The following is a 25,695-nucleotide window of genomic DNA, read 5'->3' as shown; positions in this document are numbered from 1 at the left end:
ATTAAAAATCTCATTTGTTGATCTTGCAAGCAAGATCATTTACTCACTCGTTGTTCAGTTTTCAAAGATCAAACGTTGTTTGCATCCGATGTGTTGTTCTCTTCAGCAACTTTTATATCTTATCATGTCCGAACCAATTTAGCAAGCACTTTTTTGAAGTTTCTTTCGAAGCTTGTTAAGCTAGCTTACCGCACCGTGTTTCTCGTGTTTTCATGGCCGGAATTAGAATATACCATGCTGAAAGAGTAATTACTACATGTAAAATATCCCAAATGCTAATATCGGAGAAAGAATAGATTTATACAGATACCTTGACCATATTCCTGCAGTCATCAATGTACAGACTATATCTATACTTATCAGACAGAAGTCAACATCTATCCCAATCCATTCATTAGGTAGACATGTATTGTTACAGTAGAGGTAAACTCACTAGTTTCTTTCCGGAAGCATTTCTGGATTCGCTGTTGAAAGCATTCTGAATCCTTTGATACAACTTATATGATCTAATACAAATCACCTACTACGTTATATATCATCTATTAATAGTAGAAGCCGATGGTTAGATATCTGATTAGGTGGCCCAACCACTGCCAATCCCCCCTACTTGTTTCCGAATCTACCCATCACAATCGTATCGTAGTACTCCCCGTTCGCATGTCTGCGATCCTTTTTCAACACACCTTCAATTCCAAAACCCATTCTTTGATATAGCTCTATTGCTCTATCATTGGTTTCTAATACAGTCAGCGTCACTTTCTCAACACCGCTCCTGTCAGCCCAATGGAGTGACGATTCCAGCAGTTTATTTCCGATGCCATAGCCCCAGTAATTTCGAGCAACACACACCCCAAACTCAACTCTATGGGAAAACCGCTTCAGGTCAGACCCCTCACATCTGGCGTACCCAACAATCTCATCCTGCACAGTAGCCACAAGAAACAAGTTTCGATCTTTCTCTGTGTCCAAACGGATAATATTCCTGAACCCCGCTGTATCGATATAAGCTTCGCCCTGCTCCCGGTCCATGTTCTCCGTTTCTCCATCGATCTGTACACGAAGCAAAGATAACGACTCTGCATCCCTCTCTTCTGCCGATCTAATCGAAAAAGCCATTCCTTTTATGATAAACTCCTGTGTATGAATCTTCATATCTACCCTTCCCTCTATCTCCTATCCAAATTCGGATGGACTTTTGCCCGTAAGCATTTTGAATACCTGACTAAAATACGTCGCGTTTCGGAACCCCGTCATCTCACTAACCTCGTAGACCATGTAATGACCAGATTGCAGCAGCTCTATCGCCTTTTGAATTCGATATCCGTTTAGATAACCCACGAAATTTTCCCCGGTTACCCTTTTGAATAGCTGGCTCAGATATTTTGGATGTACAAAAAGTCCCTTCGCTATAGCCTCAAAACTGATTTCTTCAGCATAATGCTGCTCCACATACTGTTTCACCTGATCGACAAGTTTATTGCTCTTTTTCTCCGTCATCTCTTTCCGTGTATGCTCGATCCATTCTCCAATAAATGCATCCATCCAGCATAGCAGATCCTGCAACGAATATTTGGTTTGAATATCCCTGAGAAACTCGCTCATGGCCATTGGCGGGCGTAACAAGGGATATTGTCTATTCCAACTGTGGATTAAGGTATTAAAAAGACTTACGGCTACCACCTGTACATCCTGAAGGCCAGTACACTTGCCAACCTTAAACATCTGGTGGATTAAAAGCCACGCCTCTTCTGCCAAATCAATCTTCATGTCTGCCCATGACTCGTTCCATTGCTGCAGCAGCATAGAATAATCATGTACACTCGTTTCCACTCTTTGGATGGAGTTATATAAATAGATTCGGCTTCCTCCCTCAAATTCCGCCATCTCAAGTGCTTCTCTGCTCTCCAAATAAGAGTCCATTACCCCGCACAGATGATTTTTGGTTGTTCCAATCCCAGCGCTCATCTCCATTTTGAGATACGTAAATACTTGCTCAATCATCCTTTCCACAAGGGAGTACATCTCATCAAGCAGCTCATCTCCGCCAAAAAGAAGCAGCACAAAAACCTGATCTGAATAATCCAGGATCTCTACCTGACTGTTCGGCAAGCGCACCGATTGTTCCTTGATCGTTTCCTGAATAATATCAGCCGCCCCGTAGCGGAGCAGCTGCCAGTCACGCTCTTTCATCTTTGTCAGAAATCCGGGGCGATTCAGCTGCAGACTTATTGCGCTTACCTGCGCAGACAAGGGAATGCCCACGTAAGCCATACGTTCGCTAGGCAGCTCATTGGCCTGATAACGTGTGGTCAGGAGTTCATGCAGAAACTGTTTGCGCAAGTAGGGAACTACCTTCCCGATCTCCTGCTTGTATGTCCGCTCCAGCCGCTCATGCCGCTCTCGCACCTCCTGTTCCAGCAGAACTTCACGCAGCACAGATTCAATCTCTTCCACCTCTGCCGGTTTCAGCAGAAAATGATTCACTCCCCACCGCATGGCGGCCCGAGCATTCTCGAATTCGTCGTATCCACTTAAAATAATAATCGGTAGATGAGGATAATTGCGGCGAAGTGCCTGTGTTACCTCCAACCCTGTCATCCCTGGCATGTAAACATCGGTCATGATCAGATCAGGGCGCAGCCGCTCGAATTGTTCAAGCGCATCTACACCGTTGGAAGCTGTGCCTGCAATTCTCAGACCCAGAGAAGGCCACTCAATATGTTCGGTTAAAGCCTTAATCATATGTGGATCGTCATCTACAAGCATGATGGTTTTCATATGTTTTCACCGTCCAGCCAGAGATTTAACTGCTCTTCCGTCTCAATACGCGGTAGTGAGATCGTTACTTGCACACCACCCGAGCTACCTGTACGTAAATGAACGCCATATCCCTTGCCACAATATAACTGAATGCGCTGATGTACATTTCTTACACCGATACCTGATGAACTTTCCAGCCCCCACTCTTCTGGTAAACCTTGACCATTATCCATAATCTGAATAACGACCCTGGATGGATCCTCAGTCTCTTCCCATATTTCCACACGGATTTGAAGTGTCTCATCTTTAGGATTTGCATGTATGACGGCATTTTCAATAAAAGGCTGCAAAATAATTTTGGGGATGTAACAGCTCCGGACACGCGGATCGATCTGTTCTGCATATTGAATGGAGAAAGGCAATCTTTCGGCCTGAATGCTGACATAACAACGGGCATGCTCGAGCTCATCGCGAATTTTAATGAACATTTTACCTCCACTAAGGCCAATGCGTAAAAGTTTGCTGAGCTGAACAATCATGCGGCTAATATCTTTGGCTTCATAATCAAGCGCACGCCAGTGGATCATATCCAGTGTATTGTAGAGAAAGTGAGGTTTGATCTGTGCCTCCAGCAGACTTGTCTGGGCCTCTCGCTTGGCGCGGCTCTCCTCCTTCACCTGGTTCATCAATTCCGTCAGTCTGGAAGCCATATGATTGAAGCCATAAGCCAGATGAGCATACTCCTGGGTAAACGAGAGCTGTACCCTGGTTTCAAAGTCACCCTTCTCAAGCTGTCTCATTCGCTTAATCAGCTGAAGAAGGGGCCGGATAATGCGCCGGACAAACAAATACGCGAATACAGCTGAACATACCAGTCCGACCACAGCAATACTGAGCACCTGCCATCCGGCATACCTGACCGGAGATAGCAGCGTATGTACAGGAATCGTCTGTACCAAACGCCACTGAAGTGTCGCGGGCTTGGAATACAGCACGAGCTGCGCACCGCCACCATCGCCAGATACTACCTCGAATCCATCTTCATTCTGCTGGGCATGCTCTTGAATCCATTCACTGTCTACGATCGGTAGCGTTCCCCGAGCGGCTGTATCCACTGGCAGGAGCGAATTAGCGACAACTGCATCTTCATGAACACTGGAACGTTGGTCATAAGCCCTTACCGGATCGGCACCACCCATCTGCATTATGACGTTCCCCGCCGTGTCCACGAGCAGCACCTGTCCATCCAATACCATGGGCATGTCTGCAAATCGGCGTACAATATCGGCACGGCTCAAACGGATAAGGACATAGGCCGCCGTACTGCCACGACTGTCGAAGATCCGCTGGGCATAACCAACCAGGGAATGTCCTGATTCATTTTCCCGCAGAGGTACCCAGGCTGCATCTGCATGTTCCAGAGCTGCGAACCATGCTTCACCTGCAATCGTATCTACTGGAAAGATCCGTTCAGGCATCGTGACGTTAACCCCATTGAACGCATCCGTATACAATTCCACGGAAGTGATACCTTCACTAACAACAAGCGTATGGTCCAGTATTTTGGCTAACTCCCGTCTTTGGTGAATTTGTGTAAGCCTCCCTGTTCCTGCCGTCTCCAGCAAACTTGAGAGCTCTCTGTTGCTCGCCAGCGAATAGGCGGTTCCTGTCACTCCAGTAATAAAATCAAAACCGCGCCGGGTGCTCTCGTTAAGGAGTGCAAGCCGTGCTTTGCTAATCTCGGTAAAAGTTACGGTAGAAAAAGACTGATACGCCAGCCAGACGATGCCCGATACAAGCAGCAGGTTAAACGCAATAAAGCAAGTCACCATCAGCGTGGTGAGCTTGCTTTGCTGCAGTTTGTGATTGATAAACAGGGATAATCTTCGTTTCCCCATGAAACCAACTCATTTCGTTTGAAAATTACCCTTTGAGCCCGGAGGTCGCGATCCCTTCCACGAAGTACTTTTGGCAGACCATAAATACGATGAAACAAGGCACGAGCGATAACACCGACATGGCAAACATCGGACCCCAATCCGATTGGGAGCTGGAATCCAGGAACAAGCGCAGCCCCAGCGGTACTGTGTATTTGCTGACATCACTCAGATAGATCAGTTGACTGAAAAAATCATCCCATGTCCACAAAAAGGTAAAGATCATCGTGGTCACCAGCGCCGGAAAGGCCAGCGGAATAATGACCTTCGTGTATATGCGGACGGGTCCACAGCCATCAATGGTTGCCGCCTCATCCAGCTCTTTGGGCAGACCGCGGAAGAATTGAACCATCAGGAAAATAAAGAAGGCATCCGTGGCGAGCCATTTGGGCACCACCAGAGGCAGGTACGTATTCACCCATTCCAAATGGTTGAACAGGATATACTGCGGGATCAGCGTCACATGATGTGGCAGCATGATCGTCATTAACATCAGACCGAAGCAGATTGCCTTGAAACGAAAATCCAGCCTGGCAAAGGCATACGCCGCCATTGAGCAAGAGACCACATTGCCCAGCACCGCACCCAGTGACAGAACAATGGAGTTGGTCAGGAAACGGGAGAACGGGTTACCCTGGATTCCCGTCCAGCCGTTCATGTAATTTTGAAAGTTCCATTCCTGCGGCCAGAACCACGTCTCCGTGAAGATCATATGTCCCGGCTTGAACGAACTGCCCAGCATCCAGAGCACTGGATACAGCATGACGAGGGCAATTCCTGAAATCAAAATATGTTTCGCCATGACCCAAACAGCAGAATTCCGTTGTCCAATCATGATTTCCCACCATCCTCATAATGGACCCACAGCTTGCTGCTGCGGAATACCAGCAATGTAAACACGCCGATCAGGATTACCAGCACCCAGGCCATCGCCGATGCATAACCCATCTGAAAGAAGGAGAATCCCTTCTTATAGAGATATAGGGAATACATCAATGTTGAATTTACAGGACCCCCGCTTCCATTGCTGATGACGAAGGCTTGCGTGAATGATTGAAAGGAGGTGATCAGCTGCATGACCAGATTGAAAAAGATAACCGGCGATAATATCGGCAGCGTTATATTGAAGAAACGCCGGAGCGGACCAGCACCGTCTACCGCAGAAGCTTCGTCATATTCAGGTGGAATTTGCTTCAGGCCTGCCAGGAAAATAATCATGGATGATCCGAACTGCCATACGGATAACAGCACGATGGAATACAGCGCATATTTCGGATTAGCCACCCAATCCGGTGCCTTGATCCCCACCATGGCAAGCACGCCATTGAGCAGGCCGTCGCCACCCAGCATTTTGCGCCATAACATGGCGATGGCCACACTGCCTCCAAGCAAGGTGGGAATGTAATATACGGTCCGGTAAATACCCAGCCCGCGAATTCCTTTGTTAAGCAGCATCGCGACAAGCAAGGCAAAGATCAATTTAACCGGAACGGACACAGCAACATACGTAAAGGTCACCTTCAGCGACTGGATAAACAGCTTATCCGATGTAAACATGGTCGTGTAGTTACCCAGACCGACCCAGGAAGGGGCGGCCAGGATACTGTAGTCTGTAAACGAAATGTATAATGAAACCAACATTGGGCCTAGGGTCAGAAACAATAACCCAACCAGCCATGGGGCCAGAAACAGAAGTGCTGCTCCACTATGGGCATACCTCCGTTTCACCCGCCGGGCTGTCATACGCTCGGTCCGGGCTTGACCGATCTGTGTTGTACTCATCTTCGCAACCTCCCCGCGGAATTTGAAGTCCGGATCTGTTCAAGGCTCTATTGACTCGATGCAAGTGTTGCCTTGGCGCCTTCAATGAATTGGGCAATCACATCCGATGTGCTGCCTTGACCAAAGGCGATCTGCTCACTTGCACTCTTGAAGCTGGTATCCACTTCGGAAAATCCCTGCGGGTAAGGCGGGTCAATTTCACTGGAGTTTTTGGATACGACGTCGATAAACTGGAAGATAGCTTGCTCCGCTTCAGGCAGCGTAGGTTGCATTTTCTCACGAATGCTGGAGTTGACGGGTACTCCCCGCTCGGAGCCGAGAATGGCAGTTGCCTCCGGATCGTTCACCATGAAGTCAATAAACATGGCCACTTCCTTCGGATGTTTGGTTTTGGCGTAACCCGACAGGAACTGGCCTGCTTTCAGGTATTCACCGATTTGTTTTTCGTTCTCGCCATGCGGGAGCACTTGTATGCCAAGCTTGTGATCCTGGTTTTTGTTCACCTGCTGGAACGTTAATAATTGGTTGGACCATGCAAAATCCATCGCGGCCGTACCCAGCGAGATCGGACGTGTCTCCAATGCGTTGGTTGTGGACGCCGTCACTTCGGCAGGGGTAACGCCCCCATTCTCGCGAAGGGCTCCCCACATGTCAAACCACTGCTGAAGCTCCTCATGGGTTGCCGCCATCGTCCCACCTTCGAATAGTCCCTTGCCTGTTTGACGAATAAACACCTCAAACATGTTGGTCGTTCCCGATACATCCGCTGATCCGTAGAAACCTTCACCCTTTTCTGCAGCAATCTTGGCTGCAATATCGCTAAAGTCCTTCCATGTCCAGCTCTCCTGAGGCTCTTCAATTCCAAGTTCCTTAAACAGAGTCGCGTCGTAAATGACTCCGGGTGCATTTACGCCTAACGTAATTGCGTATAATTTATCATCAATCGATCCGGCTTTGAGCATGCTCGCGTCATGGTCATCTGTACGGAGTTCTTTACTCTCGCTGTATGGGGTCAGGTCGAGAAGTGCACCACGCCGGGCAAAGTCGGTAAGAAAAGCGTAATCCATCTGTACAATATCCGGTGCATTCGAACCGGCTACCTGCGTGGTCAGCTTATCAAAATATCCATCCCAGCCGGAGTATTCCGGTTTGATCGTAATACCGGGGTGTTTCTCTTCAAACAATTTGATCACTTTGGTCGTCAGATCATGGCGAGTCTGTGATCCCCACCAGGTCATGCGCAGCTGAATGCTGCCCGAGGCAGCTTCCTCACTTTTCTCACCAGATGAAGCAGTAGACCCGGAAGATGCTCCGGAACAGGCTGTAGCCAATAACAACAGGGACATGCAGAACAGGGTTACCCATTTTTTAGTGATCAACATGAATGAATTTTCTCCCCTTTTATTATGGAATCGCTTACAAAACTATTGTAACGGCGTATTACCGCTCATGACATAAACAAAAGTAAGCTTTCCTGTCAAAAAAGTAAGGGGTTAGGGAGTAAAAACCACCGGAGTAAATCCTCCGGCGGTTTGTCATGTCACGAATGCATCATCTCCATGGGAGACCTCATTTTCTCTCACATTGAGGGTTGCGTCACTATTGCAGATGTTGTGGTCTGCCTAGCCAAGTGCTCTTTCATTTTCGCCACTTCGGTACCTGCCAGCATCATAATGCCAATACCATGGTTATCATTCGTTACAGTCAGCAGATCCTTATCGTAGTATTCCGCCGTAAAAGCATATCTGGACCCACTGCATACCCCGTGTACATTGCCTTGGCGGTCGATAGCTGTCCGGGTCAATCCACTCCATGCCCGCTCTGAAGCTTCAATATAACGCTCTGGCTGCTCCAACCAGCCGAAGCGAACGCCCCGCGCAAACCCATATGCAAACATGGCGGTACAGGAAGCTTCCTGGTACGTGTTTGCATCATTCAGCACCTGATGCCATAATCCTCCCTCTCCCTGCAAAGCTGCATAACCATCACACAACTCATTAAAGAACCGGATTAATGCCGGGCGATCGGGGTGCTCTACAGGCAAAGCCTCCAATACTTCGGTCAGGGAAAACAGTGTCCATCCGTTCCCACGCCCCCACGGAATATGAGTTGCTTGTTCATATTTGAAATCATATACATGAGACATCATTTTGAACTCAGGCATAAACAGATATTTGCGATAAAGTATAAATTGTCTGGCTGCCTCGTCCAGCGCTGATTGCTCCCCTGTCAGACGAGCATACCGAACCAGAAACGGGGTACTCATGTAAAGATCATCTGCCCACATGGTATTCTCGGCAAATTCCCCAATACACTCACGGTAAAACGCACCGTCTTCCTGCCGCTCCAACCGGAAGAGCATGAAATCAGCAATACGCTCGGCAATCGTTACAAAAGTGGGGTCCTGGCATTCCGAGTACGCCTCAAGCATGGCTGAACCAAAAGAGCCGCAGTTATCCAGCATTTTCATCATGACCAGCTGCTGGTTAACCGCCGGGAAGCCGTATTGTTCCCGATCCCATAGCGAGTAATCATACATTCGGGTGCATGCCTGCACATGCTCCGTTGCATAACGAATGATATCGGGTCGATCCAGATAACGTCCCGTTTGCAGTAGTCCATAAACAGTTACACCCAGCGGATAATCCCAGCGGCCGTAATTGGTCACACTGCCAACCGTCCACTTATTGCTAAGCATTGCATTTTCATAATACGGGCGAATCCATGCATCTGGCTGATCCAGCTGCCAATACGTATGCTCCCCATGTTTGTTTTGGTTATCGTCTTCATTGCTGCCCGGTGAAGCATTGATTCTGTACACACGGTCTGTTCGCAATAAATCTTGCACTTCCGGCTCCATTCCCGCTTGGAAAGGACCAACATACATCCACTTCTCCCCTGAAGCTCCATGCACTTGTTTGGGCAGTTCCAATTCAAGCGGCTTCCCATTCACGGCTGCGTTCAAAGTGAAACTCCATGGCCCAGTGGTCGCGCTGCATTCGCTGCATACTAATAGATCGTTCTGACCATATGATGCCTGTATTTCAGACTCGAATGATCCTGCTTTCTGTAACTGTACAGCTGGCTTCCCATTTACCCATATCGTTAGCGGTCCGGAAGAATGGCCGGATAAACTTATAAGGCTTCCCACCGAGTCCCTATTGTTTATTCGCGTCCAAGCGTAGGCCTGCTGTCCAGGAACATGTCCATATAATCGCTCCAATGTCGGTCTGGCCTGCTGTTCAATGGACCACTCCCTATTCGGAAACCACTCAAATATATCATCCTGTTCCCGTCCAAACAGGTTCCAATTAGGTTCAATATTTCCGTGTGGGGATGAAGTACTGAATGCGCGGGCAGCTTCTTCCTGATCAACAGGCTTCGTGTAAATCCATCCAGCTTGTCCCTGACGTTCCTGAAAAGGCGCAAGCACATTCAAAATGCGCACTTTCCCTTCATCCGAACCAAACTGGCATCCAAAACCGGCAGGGGTATATTTCATTTCAAGCAATAACGTATTCCAGCCGGGCTTGATGTCGATCCCCAATTTTACCGTGGCGTCCGGATTAATCTCGTCCATTACCGTTGAGCGATACACCAGCTGATCATTAAAATAGAAACGAACAGGCCCGTAGCAGCGAATAAGCACATCCAGGTTTCGAGTCTCATCTCCCCATACCAGGGCTGCGGCATAGGCTACTTGTCCTTTGTGGGTATCCGTGAATCGTTCACTCAGATTGAAATCATATAACCCCTTCTCATTCTGCAGAATACCCGACTTCTGGAACACCCGATATACAAAGTCAGCTTGCGCGTTGGCACCGATATACCTCTCAGCCAGCACCTTCAATATCTGATCCTGATCCTCTCCAAAACGGTAGTACATACTCTGCGGTTCATCAAAATACGTTGTCATGGATTGCCACAGTCCTCTCCGGATGGAATAAACACACTCTCTTCAAACGTAATTGTCCAAGTATACAATTGGGGTATAGCGCTTAACCTTGGTGAGAAAATCCCTTGTACCACAGCAATTGAAGCGTAAGCTTATGACTCCAAGCTTATTGCAAACAGCCGAATAATATCCCCAGTATAACTGACAGGTTTGTTGGTTGGCTACAGAAATTTGTTTGCGCTTTCATAATTCTAAATTTTGATCCTCCCCTTCTTTTCCCCAGTAAAAAAACCGGACCACAAGGTTGTGGCCCGGACAGATGCAATCATCCGAAAATGGTAAAGTTAATAATTAGTCTATCTTCTGCATATTCAGATTTGGACAGTCCGTTCCCATCCGCATCCACACGAATAAACATATCATACTGTTTTCTTACGTCATTCATTTTGTTCCCCAATTTCAAAATGACTACAGTACCAGCACCTGAATTTATTTTATCAAGTCTAAGGGTATGCCCATCATTACTGATCTGACTGTCATCGATGCTGTAAGGAACGCCATTTATAACGTAGGAATCATCCACACTAAACTTAAATGCATCGGTTGAATATTCAATCGTACCATCTACAAACTCTTCTCCAAGACTATAATCCAAGGTAAAAGGAAAATTCTGATATTCTGTTTGGAGATATTTCGTTTTATCTTCTTTCCCATCAAACCCAAAATGGCTTGATGCAGCAGTAGGAATATCTACAGGAGCCTCGCCTTTGACAAGCGTAAATGCAAACACATGTGCATTATCTTTAGACGATTCGTTACCAGCCTGATCCTTGGCAGTAATCACATATCTATAGTCTCCTGGTGGAAGGTCAAGCAAAATGGTCGGAGGAAGTGAACCGTCAGCCTGACTAGTACCAAGTAGAAGAGGACTTGCAAGTTCTTCTTGGTCCACGATATCGTTATTATTATCATCAGACCATTTGTAGAAAGCCACAATGGCATTCTCTTCACCAATGGCCCCTGGCTCACCCTGAATTTGATCAAACGTACCACTGTAGTTATCAATAACTTTAAATTTGCTAATGTCCACAGTCGGGGCCTCAACGTCCAGTACCGGCTGCTCATTATGGACCAGCTTGATCTTCAACAAACTCGCCACGTCCCGGGCAGTTTCGTTGCCTGCCTTATCCGTAGCAGTCATAATAAACCGATATATTCCTGCTGGATAATCCCCAATATCTCCCGCTGTGAATGATCCATCACTCAAGCTCTCGCCAAGCACAATGGCTGAGTTCAGCTCGTTACTGTCCACTTTTCCATCTTCGTTGAGATCTTTCCACGGATATGCCTTAACGACAGCTCCCGCTTCGCTTACTGCTCCTGCCTCTCCCCAAAGCTGATCTTGTGTTCCGCTGTAGTTATCGTTAAAGAAAATCTGGTTCACATTCACTGATGGTGCCGTTATGTCAGAAGGTACCGAGGGGATGGTGCCTCCGCCGCTACTGCCACCTGATGATGAACCCCCACTGTTCGTGGTTGTCGATGGAGCTGGGGCAGGTGCTGGTTCTGATTCCGGCTCAGTTTCCGGTACTGGCGTTGGTTCAGGTTGGGTAGTTAGCTTTTCCTCTATTGCCTGCAGAAAACGGGAAGCGGTCAGCGCTACCGCCTGACGATCTGCCTGTAGTACTGGATTGAACATGTTATTTCTGTCGCCCACAATGAAGCCGGCTTCCTGGGCAGCGCCGACTGCATCCTTGGCGTAATCCGATATGCTGCTGCTATCCTTGAACGTTAATGAAGCGGCTTTGCCCGTTACGTCCGTCCCCATCGCTCTCATCAGGGTAACCACCATATCCTGTCTCGATAACGTCTGACCACTGCCGAATTTCCCGTTACCCAAGCCGTTCAATAATCCTGCTTGATACACAGCTTCAATTGAAGCGTAAGCATAGCTATTGGCAGGCACATCCGAAAAAGTCGGACTGGAAGGTACATTAGATATATCCAGTTTCAATGCTTTGGCTATGATTATGGCAAAATCCTGTCTTTTGATTTGACCGGCCGGATTGAAGCGACCATCGCTGATTCCGGTAATGATCCCTTCATTTTGCAGCCTTACAATCGCGTCCTTGGCGTATGATCCTTCAATATCCGTAAATACAGCTGCCCCATTGGCCTGTGTGTTCCACAAAGGTGTTGTTAACAACGAAGCTGCAAGCAGCGAACAGATAAAATGATGTCTTTTCAAGAAAAGCTCCCCCAATCCAAAATATATAAATGTCATTCAGGTGTGGTTCAACTTCAATCAATAAATATAGGCATATCGCGTCCTGCACATTATATAAGGGAGCTCTGAACCAATTCTGAACAATTCGTCTTATATCGACAAAATTAGAGAATCGGTTTAAAAATGGGAATGACCTGCCGATAAAGGTATTAGATTGGAAATTCCACTTTTTGTATGGGAAAGGAAAGATGAGCCTTGAGTATCCTTGAATCTTTGGTAAATGCTATGCCTTTTGTAAGACAGATGTTTCGTGACGATGTTTCCATATCCATTAATGATCATGAGAAAGTGTTATATTTTTCCGAGGCCAACGGGCTGGAGATTGGAGTTAAAGTAGGGGACGAGCTGCACGAAGACTATAAGGATTTCAAAATGCTGACGAACCGGGATTCCCGTACCGTGGCAAGAATGCCAGGCGATCTGCAAGGCAGACCTTTTGACGCCATACTCATTCCTATTAAAGAGAACGACCAGGTTGTTGGCATATTGGGCGTAAACTACGCGCTGGATAACCATATCACCCTTGAGAAGCTAATCAGTGAAAATGAAGCAACCATTAACGCCCTGCTTGGTGGCATTCAGCAGATAGCAGCCCATTCGGAGGAACTATCCGCGACCTCGGAAGAGATCTTGCGCAACTCCAAACAGGCCGCAGAGAATTCAGTCAGTGTGACCAAGGTAACCAATGTAATCCGCGAAGTATCTGAACAAACCAATCTGCTTGGCCTGAACGCCATGATCGAAGCCGCTCGCGTCGGCGATCTGGGAAGTGGGTTCGGTGTCGTTGCCAGTGAAGTTCGCAAGCTATCGGATCACACCAAACAAGCAGCTGCAGATATCGAAACTTCACTAGGCAGCGTTCAGGATTCAATGAAGCATATGGAGCTGGAGATTGGGCAGATTACATCCGCAACCGTGGATCAGGCGCAGTTGGTCAGTGAGTTTATGCAAAGTATCGAGCAGCTCAGCGAAACCAGTGCGAATCTGAAAAAATTCGTGACCGAGATGCTGGCCTTGGAGTAGAAATAGCAAGATAATAGAACGGACAAATAGACAAATGCAATAATATGTACATATGCATTCAACAAAAGAAGCCACCCGCTGATTTCCTTGTGCAGGAATCCAGCGGAGGCTTTTCATTTTTGCAACAGGATAACCAGAATCATTCGCTAAATTTCCACAGCCACCCCGTAGTGGTCAGATACAACCGGGCCATTCTTGCCGTTAAGCACGACAGTAGAAGTTTTCGCCTGGACCGGATGTTTGGAGAAGATGTAATCAATCCGAAGATCGCGTTTGTTGTCAGCCCATCCGGCAATGGCTTTGACTACCGTTGCTCCATCATCTTTTTGTTCGGCAGTGGTGTAAAGGTCATTCCAGCCTTGGCTGATGATGTGATCGTAGCCTTCCCCGCGCACTTCCGCAACATTATTGAAATCTCCCATAATAAACAGCGGATGATTTAGATATGGAGCAAGTTTGCTCTCCGTTAATTCCCACTGTCCCTTGAATGGTTCCTGTTCATCATCCCACCAGTTATAGTGTCCGTTCACAAACCACGTGGCCTCACCATCAACGGCCGTCTGTATACCCACAATTTTGCGCGTCCGGTAGTTGCTATAATCGCGCATGTGAGATACATATTCTTCAAAAGAAGCTGTAATCGGCGTACGGCTCAGGATCGCCAGACCCTCATCGTATTTGCTGAATCCGATATGCGTGGGGACCCATGTCCAGTAATAGGTATCAGTCAGCTGCGTCAGCAAGACATGCGCGTAATTGTCCTTTTTGATCACGGCATCCGGATCGGTTGAGATAAAATGCTGCAAATGTTCTGCAGACAATGCCGTCTCTTCTATGGATTGATTGACCTCCTGCATGGAGATTACATCAAACTGATGTGTATTAATAAAGTCAGCCAGCTGGCTGATCTTGTTCAACTGGTCTTCTTCCGCCCAGGCGTGTGTATTTAACGTAAGTATTTTCATATATGCTCTCTCCTGTTGATTAAAATTGACCACTTCAAGGCCTGTATCTTTCCTGAAAGGAATACATACGCTAAGCATACACAATATGGAGCAATAACGCATGCAGGTGTGTAAATCCACCCCTGCTGTTTCCATTTATAATGATCAAAAAGTCTACTACAAGTTCTCTCAATCCATGCACGTGGACACCCATAACTGATATGATGGATACAGAAAATCCACACCATACGTCAAGGCGTATGGATCGTTAAACCTATGATTGCCCAGGAGATGGAATGATGAACATACCGATTGACATGAATCTGGATGATGCACAGTGGCAGCAATTGATTCGAGAGGTTGCCGAGCACTTTAATAATCTGACGATTATGCGCGGATTCCAATATTATAAACAGAAACGCGTTGGATCATTAACCTTTACGGAACATCACGGAATCACAGCCGACGTGCAGGGCTCTGAAGAGTATAATGTCACCTTAAGCGTCCAGTCTCTGCCCACCAGCTACTGTACCTGCCCGGTGAGTTCGCGCTGTAAACATATCATTGCCGTTATGATGAGTTATGCCGAGCTGCTGGAAAGGCCCGTGCATGCCATCGTTAATGCTCATTCCAGCACGGCTTTGAAACAGGCACCGAAGCCCGCAGCTTCCAAGTCTGCATTTCGCTCCGATGCAGTATCCGAGAAGGATACAGATATCCCTCATCAACAGTACAGTCAGATCAGGGAACGGGCATTAGAGCTTGCAGGCCTGGAAATTACGGAGTGGCATGAACTGTTCGAACAATGCTTGGCCCGATTAGGTACAGGCACGCCAAGTACAGCATATGTGCAAGAAGCTGCCGATGAACTGTATGCGATTAAGCCCAAATTATCCGCCGGGATGGATCAGCTATTTGAATTCCATGTACATCTGTACCTGATGCGATACTGCATCCCTTCTCGCCATCCTATCAGCCATACACCTGTCTATCTAAGTTACCCAGCACAACTTGCTGTAGATGCACTACAGAAAGGCATGGATCAGGTACTAAGCCGCCCCCTTCAATTCGCCGAGCTTCCGGATAATAAGCTTAAGCAGCTGTGGAAGCGACTTGAAGAAACCATATCGTACCTCCGCACACAAATGATGCCCGAGACGTCCACACTGATGCTGTTCACGCCGATCTATCGGCAGGTTTGGCTAAATTGGATCGTTCCTCACTTACAAAATGATCATTTGCTCGTATCGGAGCTGAACATGTTACAGGACATCGAAGATCAGTTGAAAGAAGCTGCCGTGAACACACCAAGCAATAGCGGAGGTCGTGTGCTAGGTGTAGCCAATCTGACAGGCAGCAGCCAGTCCGGTAAGCCTGGAAAATCGGCGCCCTTGCCACTTGTTCTCGCGCAAAGCTGGATATACTTCCACTTGCATCAGGACGAGCACGCCTGGCAACGGTTGACGAGCGGTAGTACGGCGTACGGCATCCCGGCAGAACATCTGCTGCATTTCCTGCATGTGCTCGCGGATGAATCAGATTGGAAACGGCTCGGTGCATGGCTTGCACAGCTTGGACCACTGCTGGCCAATCGCCGGAACGAACCTCTGCAGGATTATATGCAGCTGTGGGACATGACGATCAAACATCTCCCCGAGACGGAAAATCAAATGTGGGATACCCTGGTCAGCATGCTTCCTCACTCCCGTCCAGCTTACGAAGAAGCCATGCATAGCCGCGGACAGTGGCGGCGCTGGATTGATTTTCAGTTGAGTACGGAGACAGAACCGCTTGAATTTCGCGTGGCGGTACTGCAGCCGATTGAAAAAGATGCACCGGAACTCCTGCTCCCGTTCTACCACCAGGCCGTGGAACGTTACATCGGTCACAAGAACAGAGACGGTTACAAGGCAGCAGTCAAGCTGCTGAAGCGGCTGTCCAAAATCTACAAAAAACTGAAGCAAGAGGAACGCTGGGAAGATTTCATCACCGCACTGTCTGTGCGGAATAGCAGACTGCGTGCGCTGCAGGAAGAACTTCGGAAAGGTAAGTTGATCTCATGAGCCTTATACATCCCTATACCGAAACGATTGAAGTTCACGTCGCATTAACCGGATACGGTGATGCCTTATTTTATGGAGCCCTTAATACTCATCATTTTGTATCGGGGCAGTCGCTTAAGCAGCGACTATTTGCCTGGCATGCTCCCTCCTTCTACGGAACCGAGCTGGAGACGAGACAGATTGAAGATATTGATCTGGTGGTACTGCCTGCGGAAGAGGTCATCCCGTTCTTCGCAGAGATGCACACGCTGCTGCACATTGAATGGAAATGGGACGAGCAGGCTGCTCATCTGATCAGGCTTGCTCCTACACTTGCTGCAACCATTGAAAATCGAAAATATGTCCCCAGTTTCGCTGCTTATCGTACAGGTCAGCTGCAATGGATCTGGGATCCGGATAGCATGAAGCCACAGGATCGATCTACGCTGAGCAAAGCACTTGACGAGACAGACGAGAGCTACGCCGAAGGACTTAACGCGGCCTATTCAGCTACTGTATTCCAGCGGTGGTATAACACCGAGGAAGCTGCAACTGATCTTCGGCGCGAGTTCCCTCAGCTATTCCCTCAAGGGGGAACACCACCAAGGACAGCAGGAATGGATGCCCAGGCCTGGCTTGTCTCCATTGGATGGAAAGCAGACGCTGCCCCGTTCCGCCCGCTTCTGCAATTGCTGGAGCCGGATGAAGATGAACCCGCATGGCGGCTGCGTGTAGTTTTGCAGGATAAGCTGGATGCTGCTTCATTGGTTCCCGTTCGGCTTGATTCCCGCGGAAGACTTGAAGGTGAATGGCCGGAGGTGTGGACAGCATTTATCCTTGACCGTTCTGCCGGTTGGCTGGAGCAGCTGCGTGCACATTTGCCGCGAATCAGCCGTTCCATCAGTGGGAGCCGTGATGTGCTCAGCGATCCGCTCAGTGATCAGGAAGCATGGCAGTTCCTTACCATAGACAGCGGCAGACTGCTGGAATCAGGCTGGCAGGTACTGCTTCCGGGATGGTGGGAAGCAGCCCGCAAGAAGAAACCCAAGCTTCGTGCCAAGGTGAAGCCGGAGGAAGGCAGTGAACGCGGACAGTCCTTCTTCGGACTGGACTCCATCATTCATTTTGACTGGCGCATTGCGATTGGAGATACCGATCTCAGTGAAGAGGAATTCGCCGACCTCGTTGCCCGCAACGAACGGCTGGTACGATTCCGCGGAGAGTGGGTACCACTCGACCCTGCCTTGCTGGAGCAGATTCGGCGAGCCATGGGTGGTGTCGACCGGGAACAGGGACTGTCGTTTCAAGACATTCTGCACCTGCATCTGCTGCAAAATGAGCAGCGTGAATATCGTCATCAGAAATGGAAGGAAGGGCAGCAAACCGAGGAGGAGCAGCAGCCGAAGGCTAATGAGAACGTTCGTCTGGAGGTCGAGCTGAATGAACACCTGAACCGGATCATTGCACAGCTTGGCGGCGGACAAGGCGGGGCTCCCTCCCTTCCCGTTCCGACTGGACTGCATGCAGAACTTCGCTCTTATCAAAAAGAAGGATTTGCATGGCTTGGATTCTTGCGCAAATTCGGCCTTGGAGCATGCCTTGCGGACGATATGGGGCTTGGTAAGACCATTCAGTTTATTACGTATTTGCTGCATCTCAAAGAGAATCAGCAGCGGTTATCCGGGGATGCTCCCGCCCTTCTCGTCTGCCCCACTTCGGTACTGGGCAACTGGCAGAAGGAAATCAGCCGTTTTGCACCTTCGATTAACGTCAGTCTGCACTACGGTGCACGCAGGCTTAGCGGAGAAGCCTTCAGGGAACAGACCGAGCAGGTGGATATCATCATTACGTCGTATGCTACCGCTACCCTGGACCAAGAGATGTTACAGTCATACACTTGGGCTTCCATCTGCCTGGACGAGGCACAAAACATTAAAAATGCGCAAACCAAGCAGTCCTTGGCGGTACGCAGTTTCCCCGCTAAACACCGTATCGCATTGACAGGTACACCAATTGAAAACCGTCTGGCCGAGCTATGGTCCATCTACGACTTCATTAATCCGGGATACCTTGGCAGCGCACGCGCTTTCCAAACCCGGTTTATCACCGCGATTGAGAAAGACAAGGATGAGCAGCGCATGCTGGATCTGCAGCAGCTGGTCAAGCCATTTATGCTTCGCCGCAAGAAAAAGGATCCGAATATCCAGCTCGACCTGCCGGACAAAAACGAGATGAAAACCTACATTCATCTTACCGGCGAGCAGAGTGCCCTATACGATCAATCCGTGCAGGCACTGATGGATAAAATGAAAGAGCTGGAAGGCATTAAGCGCAAAGGTGCGATTCTATCTGCGTTAACCCAGCTCAAGCAGCTGTGTGACCATCCGCTGCTCCTGACGAAGGAAGCTCTGCCGGAGACGTTGTCTTCGGATGGCTCCAAGACGGAGTATGACCTGTATAGTCCACAGGACATGGCGATGCTGATCAGCCGCTCCGCGAAGCTGGAACGGCTGATGGAGCTTATCCGTGAGCTGCGTGAAGAGGGCGAGCGATGCCTTATTTTCACCCAGTACATCGGTATGGGTCAGATGCTGCAGCAGGTTCTCCAGCAGGAACTGCAGGAGCCTGTATTATATCTGCATGGTGGCACATCCAAGACCGCACGGGATCGCATGATCGACCAGTTCCAGTCCCGTACACTGCCTGCGCATGAACAGCCATCCGTCTTCATCCTTTCCATTAAGGCAGGCGGCGTGGGTCTGAATCTGACCGCAGCGAATCATGTATTTCATTTCGACCGCTGGTGGAACCCCGCCGTGGAAAACCAGGCCACCGACCGGGCATACCGCATGGGACAGACAAAGGATGTCCAGGTACACAAGTTTATTTCCCTCGGCACGCTGGAAGAGCGTATAGACGAGATGTTGGAGAGCAAGCAGCAGCTTAGCGACAATATCATCACCAGCTCCGAGAACTGGATTACCGAATTGTCAACAGACGAGCTGAAGGATCTCTTTACTCGCCGCCGCGACTGGTCGGGTTAAGGGCCGGAAGTTGCTATATAGGCTAATGGCTAAGAAAGCAGAAAAAGCGAAGTTACCGACGCAGCGTCGAGAACTTCGCTTTTTTGTTATACCTCATGACCTTCCATTGACCACAACGGATCAGTTAAAAGTTGTAGATTAACGCATGTTGCCGATGATGGATGATCTGGAATCCTGCATTTTTTTGATAAAGTTCGTCATCACGTCAAACGCCTCATTACGCTTATTGGACAAGGATTGCAGACGCAGCATGTCCATCTGTTGGGAGCTGGAGAGAGCGTCAATTTGGTTTTTGAGAGACTGCGCCAGCTCGAAATCCCCACCTTCGATGGCTTGAGCAAGCTTCCCATTTAATTCCGCAATCGCTGCATTACGACTCTGTACTGCTTCCAACTGGGCTTGCAGCTGTGATTCAATCAGCGCGGAACGCTGCTGCTGAACAGCCATAAGTGCGGATTCCAGGTCCATTCCCTGCAGATTAATAGATGAAATGCCCGATGGTGACGGGGTTATTGAAGACGCATATGTACTTTCTGTAAAAGCAAAAGAACCAACCGATACTGCCGTAATAGATGCCATGACAACAGAAGAAATAAATCTACCTTTTCTTTTCAAAAGTATCACCTCCTTGGATTGTAATAATCCCGTTACAGTTACATAACGGACATTATTCGACATCATTATATCAAAGGACCTAGCTCCTTCAACCCAAACCAGAAATATTGAGACAAAATTGATACACCAGCTGAGTACTCATACGAACTTCATATGAAAAGCCACCTCTCCCCCACCTACTAACTATCCCCAACCCAACTGAAGGGTACAGCGCGTTCCCAAGCGTCCATATTAAGCAACTACATTTCCTTCAAAAAAATAATTGTGACCATATCAGCCCACCGAAAGTCTAATTCATGTAAAAACCAAGCGGGGAGCTGTTATCCCGTATCCCAAGAAAGGAGCTGTTATCCATGGACCCGACCGATCTCGTCAACCAAGCCATTCAGGGAGATCGTGATGCCTTTATCAGGCTCATCCGAGAAATTGAAAATTCCCTATACAATACAGCAAAATCCATGCTGCGAAAAGAGGAGGACGTGGCTGATGCCATTCAGGAGACGATCCTGAAAGCTTATAAATCCATGCATACGCTTCGTGAACCCCAGTATTTCAAGACCTGGATGTTCCGCATCCTCATCAACGAATGTAATACCATGCTCTCCCGTCGCTCCCTCTCCACATCATATGCAGAGGTGCCTGCCAAGCAGGAAATATCCAGTCCCTACGACGAGGTGGATATGAGAGAAGCAGTTGATCGACTGGAAGAATCGAAACGAATTGTCATTGTGCTGCATTATTTTGAGGATCTAACCCTGCGTCAGGTAGCGGATACGCTGAATATATCCGAGAGCGCGGTAAAAATGAGACTTAGCCGGGCACGGCAGGAGCTATACCAAAAATTCAAAAACTTTCGGGAGGTAAAATTGCATGTCGAACCCATTTAATATCGATCAGGAGTTAAAAAAACAAGCAAAGGAGCGCCCTTTCATGTCTAATATTGTACGCACTCGAATTGATGCCACACTGGAGTCTCTTCCCGAATCACCCAGCCAGCTGAATAGTGAACAGGCTAAGCGTCCGCGCCGGGTTAACAAAGGACTGCGCCGTACCGCAGCGGCTGCCGTTGCCGCAGGTGTATTAGGTGTTACCGTATTTGCATCCGGATTTGTGTCTCCAGCCATGGCTGATTCTCTGCGCAGTATTCCGCTCGTAGGTAGTCTCTTCAGCTCAATTGAAGCGGATATGGGTCTGAGAACGGCGGGTAGCGAAGGTTTGACTAACCCAGTAAACAGTTCTTTTGCTTATCAGGATGTAAAATTCAAGGTATTGGAAACGGTATACGATGGCACACGAGCAGCATTTCTGGTTCATGTCACGGCTCCCAACCTGAATCAGGGGATGTATGATAACGGCAAGGACATTGTGAAGCTGAGCAGCGGAGTCGACAACGTTTTCCTCGATGTCAATGGGTTTAGCCCAGATGGCGGTCTATTCTATAGTTCAGCCGGGGCGAACGAGCCCGATACCCTGCTTTTTGAACAGATCATTCCTACGGATCATAAAGGTGAATTCCCGGATCAGTTCGATGCCAAGGTTAAGTTGACGCTTCAAGGCCTGGATCATGAGTTTGAGTTAACCGTTCCTTTTACCAAATCAACAACGGACACCTACAAGGTTCAGCCTGATACCGTCATGGAGAATGACTTGTTTACGGCCACTGTTACGAAAGCCGAGGTTACTCCTATCACAACACGCTTAACTGCCGCCATCGGTTTGAATGGGAAAGAAACGTTGACTGCCAAAGAAAAAGAACAGCTGCAGGACATCAGGTTTGCCATCTATGATGATCAAGGTAGACAACTGACTGCACTCAGCGGCGAAGGTATATATGAAGATAACCAATGGAAATGGGAAAGCATATATGCGACTACAGCGAAAGATGTAAAATACCTGGTTGTGAAGCCTTTTGAAGTAAAAGATGACTTTACCGAAGAGGTCAAAGACAATCAATTTATTCAGGGAATGGAAATGAAAATTCAGCTCCAATAGCTCGAACTCATTTCCTTGCAAAGGGGTCATCGCATGTCCATTCAATTTACCATTTCATCTATAAGTGTCCTTGGTCCACTATTTATTCTGATTCTGCTTGCTCTGGTGATCCACGCCAGGGTGAGCACGGTTAGATATACAAGCAAACAGTATTTGCTGATGCTAACATTCGCTATATATATGCTGGGCGTGCTGCATTTTGTATTTTTCCCAATCGATTTGAATATCGGAATCTATGCCAACCAGACACCCTGGTACAAGAACCTTCAATGGGTTCCGCTCCTGACTGGGGATGCGCCAAGTTTCCTTCTGAACATTGTGCTGTTTATGCCGCTGGGGTTCCTGCTTCCTCTTTTGAAACCTTCAGTTAACTCGATTCGCAAAGCAGCATCGGCGGGCCTAATGTTAAGTTTCACTATTGAAATATTGCAGCTTGTGATTAGAATTACTCTGGGGAATGGCCGCTCGACCGATATCAATGATCTGATTGCAAATACGGCAGGAAGTGTGCTTGGTTTTGTTATCCTTGGTCTGCTCATTCGCCTGATTGGCCAGAATCTGATTCTTCCCTGGACCATGCGAGGGCACAAGCGCTCTACTATGCGTTAGAAACGTAAATCTGAAAATGAGTATGCCTCCCGAAAGGCAAAACATGGTCTGTTCCTCAAGATGAAAAAGTCAGCAAGCTGTGATACAATGAAGGAATTGTGTATTCGCAGACAGACATGCAGATAGAGCTCATTTTTGGCGCTCTCCATCTACTGATCATGCTGCCAATCTAGGGAGGTTTATGGAACAACCATGCTCATTATTGGTATCGCCGGAGGGACCGGCTCCGGTAAAACGACGGTAGCTCGCTCCGTCATCGACCGTCTTGGATCAGGCAAAGTGACGTTTATATCCCAGGACAATTATTACAAAGATCAATCACAGCTCACTCCAGAGCAGCGTCGACTCACCAATTACGATCATCCGTTTGCATTCGACAATGATCTGTTGATTGAGCATCTCACCCTGCTGAAGCAAGGACAAACGGCATATGCTCCCGTATATGACTTCACCATAGATAACCGTGCTGCCAATGAAACGGTTGAACTCGCACCGAACCATATCGTTATTGTAGAAGGCCTTCATGTGCTCATCGACGAACATCTACGTGCCCTGCTGGACATCAAGGTATTTGTCGATACCGATTCCGATGTTCGTATATTGCGGAGAGTGTTGCGGGATATGGAGGAACGTGGACGTACGATTCAATCCGTTTACAAACAATATCTCGAAACCGTCAAACCCATGCACGATGCCTTTATCGAGCCTTCCAAAAAGTACGCGGACATTATTATCCCCGAAGGTGGACATAACGAAGTTGGCATTCAGATGTTGTCCATTTTAACCGAGAAATACCTGACCGGAGAGAAGTGGAACGGCGCATAGAACATATTTAATGTAGAATTGTTAGCGCGTCTGCCTCTTCTGGTTTGAGAGAAGTAGGCACGGATCGGCTACTACATTCAATGTAAATTTAACTGAAATCCAGGCTGCGTTGATGCAGTCTGGATTTTTGGTATTATTTTGTTTCTCTCTTTTCAAATGGGTGAAAATGGGTTATCCTTGAAATATATGAGCTTGGTAACACCATATTTACATCTTCTACCTTAAAGCATAAGGCTATGAATCTACGGATTCGTGGCCTTTTTTTTGTGTTTTGGGAGGTTGGATGGGTCTAGAGGAGGGGTTTTAAACCATAATTCGTAAGACTAATATTGATAAATAATACCAAATACCCAGTTAGACATGGTAGAATATTGATTATTCTTACAAATTTAGTATCTAGTAGTATCCAGTACATAACCACTACCAGAATTTGAAATTAGAAAGGAGCAGTATTCATGAAGAAAATGATTCTAACCGGGGTTACAGCCTTGGCTTTGCTTACAGGAGGCGTAATAGGTTCAGGAAGTATCGGGAGTTCAGTAGAAGCCGCTCAAGCTACGCTAAAATTCAAAGATGTCCCTTCGACACACTGGGCAGCTGCAGCGATCAACTCCGCAGTTGAACAGGGATTCTTCCAAGGGTATGCCGACGGGACATTCAAACCAGGCTCACCCGTGACCAAGGCCGAAATGGCTAGTATTCTGGGACGACTAACCGCTCAGCCTAATGCAGCCATACAAGAAACCAATAACTTTACAGACGTGCCTGAATGGGCAAAAAGCGGCGTATCCGCTGCGATTGCCAAAGGATTCATCAGCACTGCTAACTACAATGGAAAACTCGATGCCAAGGCATCTCTAACACGGGGTGAAATGGCGACCTGGCTGGCACAAGGGCTGACCGTGGTTGATTCGGATTACAAACAAGCTCTGTCTGATGTAAGCAATACTGTGATACCTGCGAAGGAGTACTTCACTGGCAAACTGGCAAGCAGCCAGAAAAATGCTGTCGCTGTTGCTCTAGGTACAGGGTTGATGAGTGTTGCTAACGATAAAAATTTTGGAACGGATCGCACCACGACAAGGGCCGAAGTTGCTGTGCTGATCGCTCGTTATGCAAGTGTGGCGAAAACGAAGCCTGCTGATTTTCAGGGTTTGAATGAGTTGCGTGCAGTTGGTTTGACTGGGACGAATTTGAGCATTATTGCGCCTTCTTATACACAGACACCCGAAAAAAAAGTAAATCCTACTATTAAATACAGCTCTGTAACAAGCGACTTTTCAAAAATAAGAAATAAAAATCTTGTTACATTAACAAATCACGCTGAACTTAAAATCCACAATTGGATCATTGTTAGTCCCTATGCTGTAGGGACAAAACGGAGCATCTATTATCCTGTCTTTGTCGATGAAGGAGTTATTACAACCTTACGTGGTTCCTATCATTCCTTTGTTGAATTTGAGTTGAACATTAAAAATCCCACTATGAATCAGCTACAGGCGGGCAGTTTATTGAACTCTAGCGCCATTGATCCTCTTCTTTCACCAAAAACCAAAGCTAGTGCTTCATATAAAATACCTACAAACATTGACTTCACAAAAAATAGAGGAGTTTTCACTAATAATAACCCTATTTATTGGGGGGATGGACTCTTACATTTCGATAAGAGCCTCATTTCTGCTATTACACTCACAACTGAAGAAGGTGTTACGTTCAGTGTGATTGATAATAAATGAAGGAGGGTTGAGATTGCCATTAAAAAAAATTGTTAATAAACTTCTTCTAGCATCGTTTGTTATGAGTGCATTATTAACTCCCTTTTCAACAGTTGCAGCTGGTGGAGGTCCGGGTACAAAAGAGGAAGTTGAGGCATATCATATGGAACCCTCAATACCTGCTAAATCACAAAAAAAGGTTATCCCTCTTGAAGGACAAGCAAG

The 25,695-nt window shown here is 47.6% G+C and carries 18 protein-coding genes; 8 read left to right on the top strand and 10 right to left on the bottom strand.

Annotation, left to right across the window (positions count from 1 at the left end; genetic code table 11):
* Nucleotides 1-603: 603 nt before the first annotated feature.
* The 8 genes from AC3WQ3_RS21800 to AC3WQ3_RS21765 all read right to left on the bottom strand — a co-directional run bounded on the left by AC3WQ3_RS21800 (nucleotide 604) and on the right by AC3WQ3_RS21765 (nucleotide 12,622).
* Nucleotides 604-1,152: a GNAT family N-acetyltransferase gene (locus tag AC3WQ3_RS21800; RefSeq protein ID WP_154896826.1), complete on the bottom strand. Its 549-nt coding sequence runs from the start codon at nucleotides 1,150-1,152 to the stop codon at nucleotides 604-606.
* Nucleotides 1,153-1,173: 21 nt separating this feature from the next.
* A complete protein-coding gene (locus AC3WQ3_RS21795; protein ID WP_492473515.1) occupies nucleotides 1,174-2,778 on the bottom strand; it encodes a response regulator in 1,605 nt (534 codons plus the stop codon).
* The gene (locus AC3WQ3_RS21790; protein ID WP_492473514.1) at nucleotides 2,775-4,658 is read right to left on the bottom strand and encodes a cache domain-containing sensor histidine kinase; all 1,884 of its coding nucleotides are present in this window, start codon (nucleotides 4,656-4,658) and stop codon (nucleotides 2,775-2,777) included. The genes AC3WQ3_RS21795 and AC3WQ3_RS21790 overlap by 4 nt, the downstream gene beginning before the upstream one ends.
* 25 nt (nucleotides 4,659-4,683) lie before the next feature.
* Complete coding sequence (locus AC3WQ3_RS21785) at nucleotides 4,684-5,532, bottom strand: carbohydrate ABC transporter permease (RefSeq protein WP_127540474.1); 849 nt, start codon at nucleotides 5,530-5,532, stop codon at nucleotides 4,684-4,686.
* Nucleotides 5,529-6,440 carry a carbohydrate ABC transporter permease gene (locus tag AC3WQ3_RS21780; protein WP_162010007.1) on the bottom strand — a complete coding sequence of 304 codons (912 nt, stop codon included), beginning with the start codon at nucleotides 6,438-6,440 and terminating at the stop codon, nucleotides 5,529-5,531. Before AC3WQ3_RS21780 ends, AC3WQ3_RS21785 begins: the two co-directional genes overlap by 4 nt.
* Nucleotides 6,441-6,526: 86 nt before the next feature.
* A complete protein-coding gene (locus tag AC3WQ3_RS21775) occupies nucleotides 6,527-7,861 on the bottom strand; it encodes an ABC transporter substrate-binding protein (protein WP_492473513.1) in 1,335 nt (444 codons plus the stop codon).
* A 197-nt stretch (nucleotides 7,862-8,058) separates the two neighbouring features.
* On the bottom strand, nucleotides 8,059-10,365 hold the full coding sequence (locus tag AC3WQ3_RS21770) for a glycoside hydrolase family 88/105 protein (protein WP_492473512.1): 2,307 nt from the start codon (nucleotides 10,363-10,365) through the stop codon (nucleotides 8,059-8,061).
* A 334-nt stretch (nucleotides 10,366-10,699) separates the two neighbouring features.
* Nucleotides 10,700-12,622 carry an S-layer homology domain-containing protein gene (locus tag AC3WQ3_RS21765; protein ID WP_492473511.1) on the bottom strand — a complete coding sequence of 641 codons (1,923 nt, stop codon included), beginning with the start codon at nucleotides 12,620-12,622 and terminating at the stop codon, nucleotides 10,700-10,702.
* A 264-nt stretch (nucleotides 12,623-12,886) separates the two neighbouring features.
* On the opposite strand from AC3WQ3_RS21765, the gene AC3WQ3_RS21760 reads away from it, so the two are divergent.
* The gene (locus tag AC3WQ3_RS21760; RefSeq protein ID WP_492473510.1) at nucleotides 12,887-13,684 is read left to right on the top strand and encodes a methyl-accepting chemotaxis protein; all 798 of its coding nucleotides are present in this window, start codon (nucleotides 12,887-12,889) and stop codon (nucleotides 13,682-13,684) included.
* Between the two features lie 146 nt (nucleotides 13,685-13,830).
* Here the strand turns inward: AC3WQ3_RS21760 and AC3WQ3_RS21755 are convergent, their stop codons facing one another.
* A complete protein-coding gene (locus AC3WQ3_RS21755; RefSeq protein ID WP_492473509.1) occupies nucleotides 13,831-14,649 on the bottom strand; it encodes an endonuclease/exonuclease/phosphatase family protein in 819 nt (272 codons plus the stop codon).
* 278 nt (nucleotides 14,650-14,927) lie between these two features.
* On the opposite strand from AC3WQ3_RS21755, the gene AC3WQ3_RS21750 reads away from it, so the two are divergent.
* Both AC3WQ3_RS21750 and AC3WQ3_RS21745 read left to right on the top strand, forming a co-directional pair.
* Complete coding sequence (locus AC3WQ3_RS21750; protein ID WP_492473508.1) at nucleotides 14,928-16,691, top strand: SWIM zinc finger family protein; 1,764 nt, start codon at nucleotides 14,928-14,930, stop codon at nucleotides 16,689-16,691.
* Complete coding sequence (locus AC3WQ3_RS21745) at nucleotides 16,688-19,714, top strand: DEAD/DEAH box helicase (protein WP_492473507.1); 3,027 nt, start codon at nucleotides 16,688-16,690, stop codon at nucleotides 19,712-19,714. The genes AC3WQ3_RS21750 and AC3WQ3_RS21745 overlap by 4 nt, the downstream gene beginning before the upstream one ends.
* Nucleotides 19,715-19,852: 138 nt before the next feature.
* On the opposite strand, the gene AC3WQ3_RS21740 is transcribed toward AC3WQ3_RS21745, so the two are convergent.
* Nucleotides 19,853-20,338 (bottom strand): hypothetical protein, encoded by a 486-nt coding sequence (locus AC3WQ3_RS21740; protein ID WP_492473519.1) that lies wholly within the window; start codon nucleotides 20,336-20,338, stop codon nucleotides 19,853-19,855.
* A 344-nt stretch (nucleotides 20,339-20,682) separates the two neighbouring features.
* Between AC3WQ3_RS21740 and AC3WQ3_RS21735 the strand changes: the two genes are divergently transcribed.
* The 5 genes from AC3WQ3_RS21735 (at nucleotide 20,683) to AC3WQ3_RS21715 (ending at nucleotide 25,491) form a co-directional block, all read left to right on the top strand.
* The gene (locus AC3WQ3_RS21735) at nucleotides 20,683-21,216 is read left to right on the top strand and encodes a sigma-70 family RNA polymerase sigma factor (RefSeq protein WP_336784189.1); all 534 of its coding nucleotides are present in this window, start codon (nucleotides 20,683-20,685) and stop codon (nucleotides 21,214-21,216) included.
* Between the two features lie 43 nt (nucleotides 21,217-21,259).
* Nucleotides 21,260-22,321 (top strand): DUF4179 domain-containing protein, encoded by a 1,062-nt coding sequence (locus tag AC3WQ3_RS21730; RefSeq protein ID WP_336784190.1) that lies wholly within the window; start codon nucleotides 21,260-21,262, stop codon nucleotides 22,319-22,321.
* 33 nt (nucleotides 22,322-22,354) lie between these two features.
* Nucleotides 22,355-22,930, top strand: coding sequence for a VanZ family protein (locus AC3WQ3_RS21725; RefSeq protein ID WP_492473506.1), 576 nt, complete (start codon nucleotides 22,355-22,357; stop codon nucleotides 22,928-22,930).
* Between the two features lie 192 nt (nucleotides 22,931-23,122).
* Nucleotides 23,123-23,755 (top strand): uridine kinase, encoded by a 633-nt coding sequence (udk, locus tag AC3WQ3_RS21720; RefSeq protein ID WP_095293127.1) that lies wholly within the window; start codon nucleotides 23,123-23,125, stop codon nucleotides 23,753-23,755.
* Between the two features lie 455 nt (nucleotides 23,756-24,210).
* On the top strand, nucleotides 24,211-25,491 hold the full coding sequence (locus AC3WQ3_RS21715; protein WP_492473505.1) for an S-layer homology domain-containing protein: 1,281 nt from the start codon (nucleotides 24,211-24,213) through the stop codon (nucleotides 25,489-25,491).
* The last annotated feature ends 204 nt before the right edge of the window (nucleotides 25,492-25,695 follow it).

It is taken from the genome of Paenibacillus sp. FW104-T2 (genome assembly GCF_058789975.1).
Note: the sequence above shows the minus strand (reverse complement) of the source record. Positions and strands in the feature narration are given on the sequence as shown.

Coding starts and splice junctions, on each gene's coding strand:
- AC3WQ3_RS21755 (WP_492473509.1), bottom strand. CDS start 14,649: ATGAAAATACTTACGTTAAATACACACGCCTGGGCGGAAGAAGACCAG.
- AC3WQ3_RS21795 (WP_492473515.1), bottom strand. CDS start 2,778: ATGAAAACCATCATGCTTGTAGATGACGATCCACATATGATTAAGGCT.
- AC3WQ3_RS21770 (WP_492473512.1), bottom strand. CDS start 10,365: ATGTACTACCGTTTTGGAGAGGATCAGGATCAGATATTGAAGGTGCTG.
- AC3WQ3_RS21780 (WP_162010007.1), bottom strand. CDS start 6,440: ATGACAGCCCGGCGGGTGAAACGGAGGTATGCCCATAGTGGAGCAGCA.
- AC3WQ3_RS21785 (WP_127540474.1), bottom strand. CDS start 5,532: ATGATTGGACAACGGAATTCTGCTGTTTGGGTCATGGCGAAACATATT.
- AC3WQ3_RS21745 (WP_492473507.1), top strand. CDS start 16,688: ATGAGCCTTATACATCCCTATACCGAAACGATTGAAGTTCACGTCGCA.
- AC3WQ3_RS21800 (WP_154896826.1), bottom strand. CDS start 1,152: ATGAAGATTCATACACAGGAGTTTATCATAAAAGGAATGGCTTTTTCG.
- udk (WP_095293127.1), top strand. CDS start 23,123: ATGCTCATTATTGGTATCGCCGGAGGGACCGGCTCCGGTAAAACGACG.
- AC3WQ3_RS21790 (WP_492473514.1), bottom strand. CDS start 4,658: ATGGGGAAACGAAGATTATCCCTGTTTATCAATCACAAACTGCAGCAA.
- AC3WQ3_RS21725 (WP_492473506.1), top strand. CDS start 22,355: ATGTCCATTCAATTTACCATTTCATCTATAAGTGTCCTTGGTCCACTA.
- AC3WQ3_RS21715 (WP_492473505.1), top strand. CDS start 24,211: ATGAAGAAAATGATTCTAACCGGGGTTACAGCCTTGGCTTTGCTTACA.
- AC3WQ3_RS21735 (WP_336784189.1), top strand. CDS start 20,683: ATGGACCCGACCGATCTCGTCAACCAAGCCATTCAGGGAGATCGTGAT.
- AC3WQ3_RS21775 (WP_492473513.1), bottom strand. CDS start 7,861: ATGTTGATCACTAAAAAATGGGTAACCCTGTTCTGCATGTCCCTGTTG.
- AC3WQ3_RS21760 (WP_492473510.1), top strand. CDS start 12,887: ATGCCTTTTGTAAGACAGATGTTTCGTGACGATGTTTCCATATCCATT.
- AC3WQ3_RS21730 (WP_336784190.1), top strand. CDS start 21,260: ATGTCTAATATTGTACGCACTCGAATTGATGCCACACTGGAGTCTCTT.
- AC3WQ3_RS21750 (WP_492473508.1), top strand. CDS start 14,928: ATGAACATACCGATTGACATGAATCTGGATGATGCACAGTGGCAGCAA.